The sequence below is a fragment of the Sphingomonas sp. ABOLE genome (genome assembly GCF_003950455.1).
Lineage (GTDB): Bacteria > Pseudomonadota > Alphaproteobacteria > Sphingomonadales > Sphingomonadaceae > Sphingomonas > Sphingomonas trueperi.
Genome location: NZ_QQWY01000076.1, coordinates 1 through 7,078, shown reverse-complemented (window position 1 = coordinate 7,078; position 7,078 = coordinate 1). Strand labels below are relative to the sequence as shown.

At 68.3% G+C, this 7,078-nt stretch carries 5 protein-coding genes; 2 read left to right on the top strand and 3 right to left on the bottom strand.

Annotation, left to right across the window (positions count from 1 at the left end):
* Window positions 1-193 precede the first annotated feature (193 nt).
* Together CA234_RS23640 and CA234_RS23635 are read left to right on the top strand one after the other, a co-directional pair.
* Window positions 194-1,084: an SDR family NAD(P)-dependent oxidoreductase gene (locus CA234_RS23640; RefSeq protein WP_125977673.1), complete on the top strand. Its 891-nt coding sequence runs from the start codon at window positions 194-196 to the stop codon at window positions 1,082-1,084.
* A gap of 72 nt (window positions 1,085-1,156) precedes the next feature.
* Window positions 1,157-2,269: a hypothetical protein gene (locus CA234_RS23635; RefSeq protein WP_126002907.1), complete on the top strand. Its 1,113-nt coding sequence runs from the start codon at window positions 1,157-1,159 to the stop codon at window positions 2,267-2,269.
* Window positions 2,270-2,319: 50 nt separating this feature from the next.
* Here CA234_RS23635 and CA234_RS23630 read toward each other — a convergent pair whose 3' ends face one another.
* The 3 genes from CA234_RS23630 to purB all read right to left on the bottom strand — a co-directional run bounded on the left by CA234_RS23630 (window position 2,320) and on the right by purB (window position 6,842).
* Window positions 2,320-4,890 carry an HWE histidine kinase domain-containing protein gene (locus CA234_RS23630; protein WP_125977677.1) on the bottom strand — a complete coding sequence of 857 codons (2,571 nt, stop codon included), beginning with the start codon at window positions 4,888-4,890 and terminating at the stop codon, window positions 2,320-2,322.
* Window positions 4,891-5,436, bottom strand: a complete 546-nt coding sequence (locus tag CA234_RS23625) for a biliverdin-producing heme oxygenase (protein ID WP_125977679.1) — start codon at window positions 5,434-5,436, stop codon at window positions 4,891-4,893.
* Window positions 5,437-5,525: 89 nt separating this feature from the next.
* Window positions 5,526-6,842, bottom strand: a complete 1,317-nt coding sequence (gene purB / locus CA234_RS23620) for an adenylosuccinate lyase (protein WP_125977681.1) — start codon at window positions 6,840-6,842, stop codon at window positions 5,526-5,528.
* Window positions 6,843-7,078: the final 236 nt, after the last annotated feature.

Below are 7,078 nucleotides of genomic sequence, written 5' to 3'. Positions count from 1 at the left end.
GGCTTACTTGCCGCCGTCGGATCCGGCCAGCTATCCGCGCTGCTCGCGCACCGTGAAGGACCATTGTCGCCAGCCCGGCGGCAAGTAAGCCCACAAGCCTTCCCTCCCCTCCCGTCCGCGGGCGGGGAGCAAGGTTGGCGTCGCGGCCAACCTCCCCTAGGCTCTCCCCAAATTCTGTAGGAGAGCATTGCCGATGACCATCCGCTTCGACGACCGCGTCGCCATCGTCACCGGTGCCGGCGGCGGAATCGGCCGTGCCTATGCGCTGGAACTCGCCCGGCGCGGCGCCAAGGTGGTGGTGAACGATCTCGGCGCGAGCCGCGACGGATCCGGACATTCCGATGCCGCCCCCGCGGTGGTCGCCGAAATCGAAGCGTTCGGCGGCGAGGCGATCGCCGATGGCGGCAGCGTCACCGATGCCGCGGCGATGGTCGCGATGGCCGAGGCCGCCAAGGCGCGCTGGGGCCGGATCGACATCCTGATCAACAATGCCGGCGTGCTCCGCGACAGGAGCTTCGCCAAGATGACGCCCGAGGATTTCGCCTTCGTCGTCGACGTCCATCTGATCGGCTCGGCCAAGGCCACCAAGGCGGTGTGGGAGACGATGCGCGAGCAGGGCTATGGCCGCATCCTGATGACCGCCTCGTCAACCGGCCTGTTCGGCAATTTCGGCCAGACAAATTATGGCGCCGCCAAGCTCGGCCTCGCGGGCCTCACCAAGACGCTGCACCTCGAAGGCGCCAAGCACGGCATCCGGGTCAACACCATCGCGCCCGTCGCCGGCACGCGGATGACCGAGGACCTCTTCCCCGAAGCCGCCTTCGCCGCCTTCGCGCCCGAGCATGTCGCCCCCGCCGCGCTGTTCCTCGTCTCCGAGCAAGCGCCGAGCAACATGATCGTCGGCGCCGGCGCGGGCGTGGTGCAGGCAGCCTATATCACCCTCACACCGGGCGCGGTGCTGGCCGAGCCGACGCCTGAAGCGGTCGCCGCGCAATGGGCGCAGATCACCGACCGCACCGGCGAGATCGTCCCCGGATCGGGCGCCGAGCAGACCATGGCGATCCTCAGCAAATTGCAGCATTAGGCCTCCGCGCATCACCGTATTGCATCAGCAATACACGCATGGCATTCTCCCATGCGCGAAGGAGGATTGCCGATGTATAGCGAAAGCGAACTGGCAGGCGCCGTGGAGGCGGGGGCACTCACCCCCGATGCTGCGACGGCGTTCCGCAACTATGTCGCCGCCAGCCGGGCCACCCCGGCGGTGGACGAAGAGCATTTCCGGCTGCTGAGCGGCTTCAACGACATCTTCGTCACCATCGCCGCGGCGCTGATCCTGCTGGCGATTGGCAAGCTGGGCGGCAGCTTGGTCGAGATGCTGACCGGCGGCGGCCCCGAACCGCGTGTGATCGGTGCCAACCTCATCGGCGGGGGTGCTGCGGTAGCGGCGACCAGCTGGATGCTTGCCGAATATTTCACCGCGCGGCGCCGGCTCGCCCTGCCCTCGATCCTGCTGCTGCTCGGCTTCGTCGGCGGCGCGGGCGCGACCATTGCGGGCCTGTTCGTGATCAACGGCCAGTGGCTCACCGATACGCTGCACCTGACCAGCCAGGTCGCGCAGCAGCGCTTCGGCGGGGTGATTGCCGCCGTGGCGGGCAGCCTCACCGCAGCTGCGGCCTGGGTGCATTGGCGGCGCTTCATGGTGCCGATCACCGTCGCAGCCGGCGCGCTCGCCGTTGTCGGGGTGTCCGTCGGCCTGATCCTCTCGCTGATCCCCGCCGCCAAGGACTGGGTCAACGCGATCCTGCTGGTCGGCGGCATCGCGACGTTCATCGCGGCGATGCGCTGGGACATGACCGATCTCGAGCGCCGCACCCGCCGCGCCGACGTCGCCTTCTGGCTGCACCTCGCCGCCGCCCCGCTGATCGCGCACCCGGTGTTCCACATGCTTGGCGTGTTCGACGGCGAGATCGGCGCGCCGATGGCGGCTTTGGTGTTTGCGCTCTACCTGTTCTTTGCCTTCGTGGCGCTGGCGGTCGACCGGCGCGCGCTGCTCGTCTCCAGCCTAGCCTATGTGCTGTGGGCGATGTACTCGCTGTTCCACCAGAGCGGCGCGGTGGAGCTGAGCGCGGCGTTCACCGGGCTGGTGATCGGATCGGCGCTGCTGTCGCTCTCCGCCTTCTGGCACCCGATGCGCCGCGCTGCGGTGGGGATGCTGGGCGACCTCGCCCGGCGGCTGCCGCCCACCCAGCAGGGCGCGCTGGCCTGAGCGTCCGACCTACCCCCCACACTCGGGTGGGGGGGATCGGTCCTCGGGCCTTATCGGCCCAGCAACCCTTCCAGCATCCGCGCCATGTTCACCGCCGTGTAGGGCTTTTGCAGCACCGGCACCCCGGCATGGTCCGCGTCGAGCTGGAGCTGCTCGCCATAGCCCGTCGCGAACGCATAGGGGACGCCGTCCGCGCGAAGGCGATCGGCGATCGGCAGGCTGGTCTCGGCGCCGAGGTTGACGTCGAGGATCGCCACGTCGAACTGTTCCGCGCCGATTTCCTCGAGCGCGCTGCCGATCGATGCCGCGGTCACCACCCGCTCGGCGCCCAGGCGCAGCAGGATGTCCTCGGCGTCCATCGCGATGATCAGGCTGTCCTCGACCAGCAGCACCGGCCCGCGCAGGATCGGGCGCATCTCGCCGCCCACGGGCACCGGCACCGGCTCTTCCACGTCGCGAACGTGCTTCTCGGCTGCGTCGCCGTCGAGCACGACATGCCGTGCGGGGATGCAGAACTCGGCCTCCAAGCCGGTTAGCGGATACCGCACCGTCGCCTTGCCGCCCAGGTCATAGGGTACCGAGCGCTGGATGATCGTCGTGCCAAAGCCTTGGCGCGTCGGCGGCTGGACGACGGGACCGCCGCGCTCGCGCCACTCGACCCGGCAATCGCCCTGCGCGTCCAGCTCCCAGCGTACCGAGACCGTGCCGCTGTCCGACAAGGCACCATATTTGGCCGAGTTGGTCATCAGTTCGTGAAACACCAGCGCCAGCGTCGAGAAGGCCGCCGGGCGCAGCAGCACCATCGGCCCGTCCTGGTCGAGCCGCCCGGAACGCTCGCCGAGATAGGCCGCCGCCTCGGTGCGCAGCAGCCGGCTGAGCGGCGCCGGCCCCCAATTGTCCTCGGTGATCTGGTCGTGGGCGCGGGCCAGCGCCTCGATCCGGCCGTCGAGCATCCGGATATAGGTGGCGGTATCCATCCCCGGCGCGCGCGACTGGCGCACCAGCCCGCGGATCAGCCCGAGGATATTGCGCACCCGGTGGTTGAGCTCGGCGATCAGCAGCTCCTGCCGCTCGGAGGCGCGCTGGCGCTCTTCCTGCGCGTCGTCGGACAGGCGCAGCACCACTTCGATCAGCGAGGCGCGCAACACCTCGGCGATGCGCAGTTCCACCTCGGTGAAGGGCAGCGAGCGGCCGCGCACTTCCTGGCTCCACAGCTCGAAGCTCTGCCGCGGCGTGAGGCGTGCGCCATTGGGGCCCAGTTCGACGGGCTTTTGCGGATCACCGGCCCAGTTGACCGTGCGCACGAGTTCCTGCCGGAACAGAAGCACATAATCCCGGGGAGAGCGGCTGATCGGGATCGCCAGCAGCCCTGCGCCGACATCGGCATATTCCGCCGCTTGCGGCAGCACTTCGGCGAGGTGATCGGTCGCGAACACGCGGCCCGCCGCCATCGCGTTCAGTCGGCGCGTGATCGAGGCGAAGGACGAGGGCGGCGGGGTGATGCCGCTGAACGCCACCTTGCCGCCGATCCAGATCGCGATGCCGTCGCACGGCACCACTTCCCGGAGCCGACTACCCAGCCATTCGGGATCGTCGAGCAGCCCGCCGTCACCGGCCACCGCCGCGAGCAGCCGGTCGCTGGTCGCGCGTGCGGCCGCCTCGTAGGCGGAGAGTTCCTTGCGCTCGCGGCTCTCCAGCTTGAGCGCGAACATCTGGCCGAACAGCTCGGCCATCGAACGGCGCTCGAAGCCCGGGCAGCGCGGGCCGCCATAATGGTGGCAGGCGAACAGCCCCCACAATTTGCCCTCGACGATGATCGAGATCGACATGGAGGCCTTCACCCCCATGTTCTTGAGATATTCGATATGGATCGGCGAGACCGACCGCAGCACCGACAGTGACAGGTCGAGCGGCGCGCCGAACTCGTCGCGCTGCGGCACGATCGGCACCGGCTCGGCCGCCACGTCGGCGATGATCCGGAACGGCGTGCGCAGATACAGCTTGCGCGCCTGTTGCGGGATATCGCTCGCCGGATAGCGAAGGTCGAGGAAGCTGCCGATGCCGCTGCGGGCGGCTTCGGCCACCACTACGCCCGATCCGTCGCGCTCGAAGCGATAGACCATCACCCGGTCGAAACCGGTCAGCGCCCGCACCTGCCGCGCGCCCTCGCGGAAGAAGTCGGCGATCTTCTCCTTCTCGTCGAGCCGGCCCATCATCGCGCGCAGGGTGCTGGCGGTGTCGCCGGCGGCATCCGAGGTGCACGGCTCGCCCTCGACCACGATCGTGTCGCCGGTCATGTGGAGCGCGAGGTCATAGGTGCGGCCGCGGGTGCGCAGCGCCTTGATGCCGAAGATCCGCTCCAGTGCATCGTCACCGCGCAGCAGCGTCAGCCGGTTGCGCAGCGCATGGATCGCCTCGTCTTCGAGATAGTCGCTGGCATGGGTGCCGAGCATGTCCTCGGCCGACAGGTCGAAATGCTGCGCGACATTGGCCGAGGCGCGCTTAATCAGCCAGTCGCTCGAAAAGGCGATCAGGAAGCCGAAGGGCTGGATCGCCCCCAGTTGGTGGATTGGTTCGCGATCGCAGTTGGTCAGATCGACCTGGAAAACGCCATTGTCCACTTATGCAACCTTCGCCAGCCACTTCGTGCCGGCGGCCTCGAACCGCCCGAAGGTCTGGTTGGCGGCGGTGACGGCAGTCTCCAATGCCTCCGGCTCGTACAGGAGCAAATTAAGTTTTTCTAGTAATTCCGGCCACATATGCGGCGGCTGGTGGCTGCCCAGATAGGCGCGCGGCCAGCTGTCCGGTATGCTGCGGGCGAGGAAGCGCCCGCCGAGACGCGAACCTTCGAGCACGTACAGCATGCCCGCCATCGCCGCATCCGACGTAACGGAATCCTCGCTTTCGGGAGCCGGGAGGATGATGCCCAGCGCGTCGAGATCGACCTGGATCACGCCTGCGCGGCGGCGCTGCGGCCAGTCCTCGGTGATCGCCTCGGCACCGCCTTGGTCGAGCAGCGCCTCCACCGGCAGCAACGCTTCGGCATGGGCGGCGAGCAGCCCGGCATAATCGTCGCGACGGGCGAGGTCGAAGCGGCCGAACAGCGCATCGACCCGGGCATGCGCGGCGCCCGTGGCCTCCCGCAATCGACGATGTGCGGCGTTCATGCGGACAGATTTTTCATGAGGCGGCGATCCACGGCAAGCAAAAACCGCTTGCCGTGGATGTGTTCCATTAGGGCCGGAATGGCCTCAAATTATGCGGCGCCGAAAACGCGCGCGAAGATCGTGTCAACGTGGCGATAATGATAGCCGAGGTCGAACTTCTCTTCGATGACCTCGGGGCTCAGCGCCGCAGTGACTTCGGGATCGGCCTTGAGCAGTTCCATCAGCGACAGTTCGCCGTCCGATTCCCACACCTTCATCGCATTGCGCTGGACGAGGCGATAGGCGTCCTCGCGGCTCACGCCGGCCTGGGTCAACGCCAGCAGCACGCGCTGCGAGTGGACCAGCCCGCCCATGCGATCGAGATTCTTCTGCATGCGCACCGGGTAGACCAGCAGCTTGTCGACCACGCCAGTCAGACGAGCGAGCGCGAAGTCGAGCGTGATCGTCGCGTCCGGGCCGATATAGCGCTCGACCGAGGAGTGGCTGATGTCGCGCTCGTGCCACAGCGCCACATTCTCCAGCGCCGGGGTGACATAGCCGCGCACCATGCGGGCGAGGCCGGTCAGGTTCTCGGTCAGCACCGGGTTGCGCTTGTGCGGCATCGCCGACGAGCCCTTCTGGCCGGGCGAGAAATATTCCTCGGCCTCCAGCACCTCGGTGCGCTGCAGGTGGCGGATTTCCACCGCAAGCCGCTCGATCGACGAGGCGATCACGCCCAGGGTTGCAAAGAACATCGCGTGGCGGTCGCGCGGGATCACCTGGGTCGAGACCGGCTCGACCGACAGGCCCAGCTTGGCCGCGACATGCGCCTCCACCCGCGGATCGATATTGGCGAAGGTGCCGACCGCGCCCGAGATCGCGCAGGTCGCGATGTCGGCGCGCGCGGCGAGCAGGCGCGCCTTGTTGCGCTGGAACTCGGCATGCGCCTCGGCGAGCTTGAGGCCGAAGGTGACAGGCTCGGCATGGATGCCGTGGCTGCGGCCGATCGTCGGGGTCATCTTGTGCTCGCGGGCGCGGCGCTCGAGCACTTCGAGCAGCGCGTCGATATCGGCGAGCAGCAGGTCGCTGGCGCGGGCGAGCTGCACCGCGAGGCAGGTGTCGAGCACGTCGGAGCTGGTCATGCCCTGGTGCATGAAGCGGGCTTCCTCGCCCACCTGTTCGGCCACCCAGGTGAGGAAGGCGATCACGTCATGCTTGGTCACCGCCTCGATCGCGTCGATCGCGGCGACGTCGATCGCCGGCTTGGTCGCCCACCAGTCCCACAGCGCCTTGGCGGCGCTCTGCGGCACCACGCCCAGATCGGCGAGCGCCTGCGTGGCGTGCGCCTCGATCTCGAACCAGATGGCAAGGCGCGTCTCGGGCGACCAGATGTCGGTCATCGCGGCGCGGGCATAACGGGGGACCATGGCGTTCCTTCTGTGCGGAATGGGAGTGCCCGGCAGCCCCGGGCGGGTCGCCGCCGCGCCTAGCAAGAACCGGCCACAGCGGCAACCGAACCGACGCCCCGGCCGTTGTCCGACGCGAGGAGATCACCGAATGCTGACGCCGTTGTTGCTCGCCGCCACCCTGCAGGTCACCGCCCCGGCGCAGCAGACCCCCGCGCAACCCGCGCAGCATGGCCAACCCTCCGCCTCCGCCAACC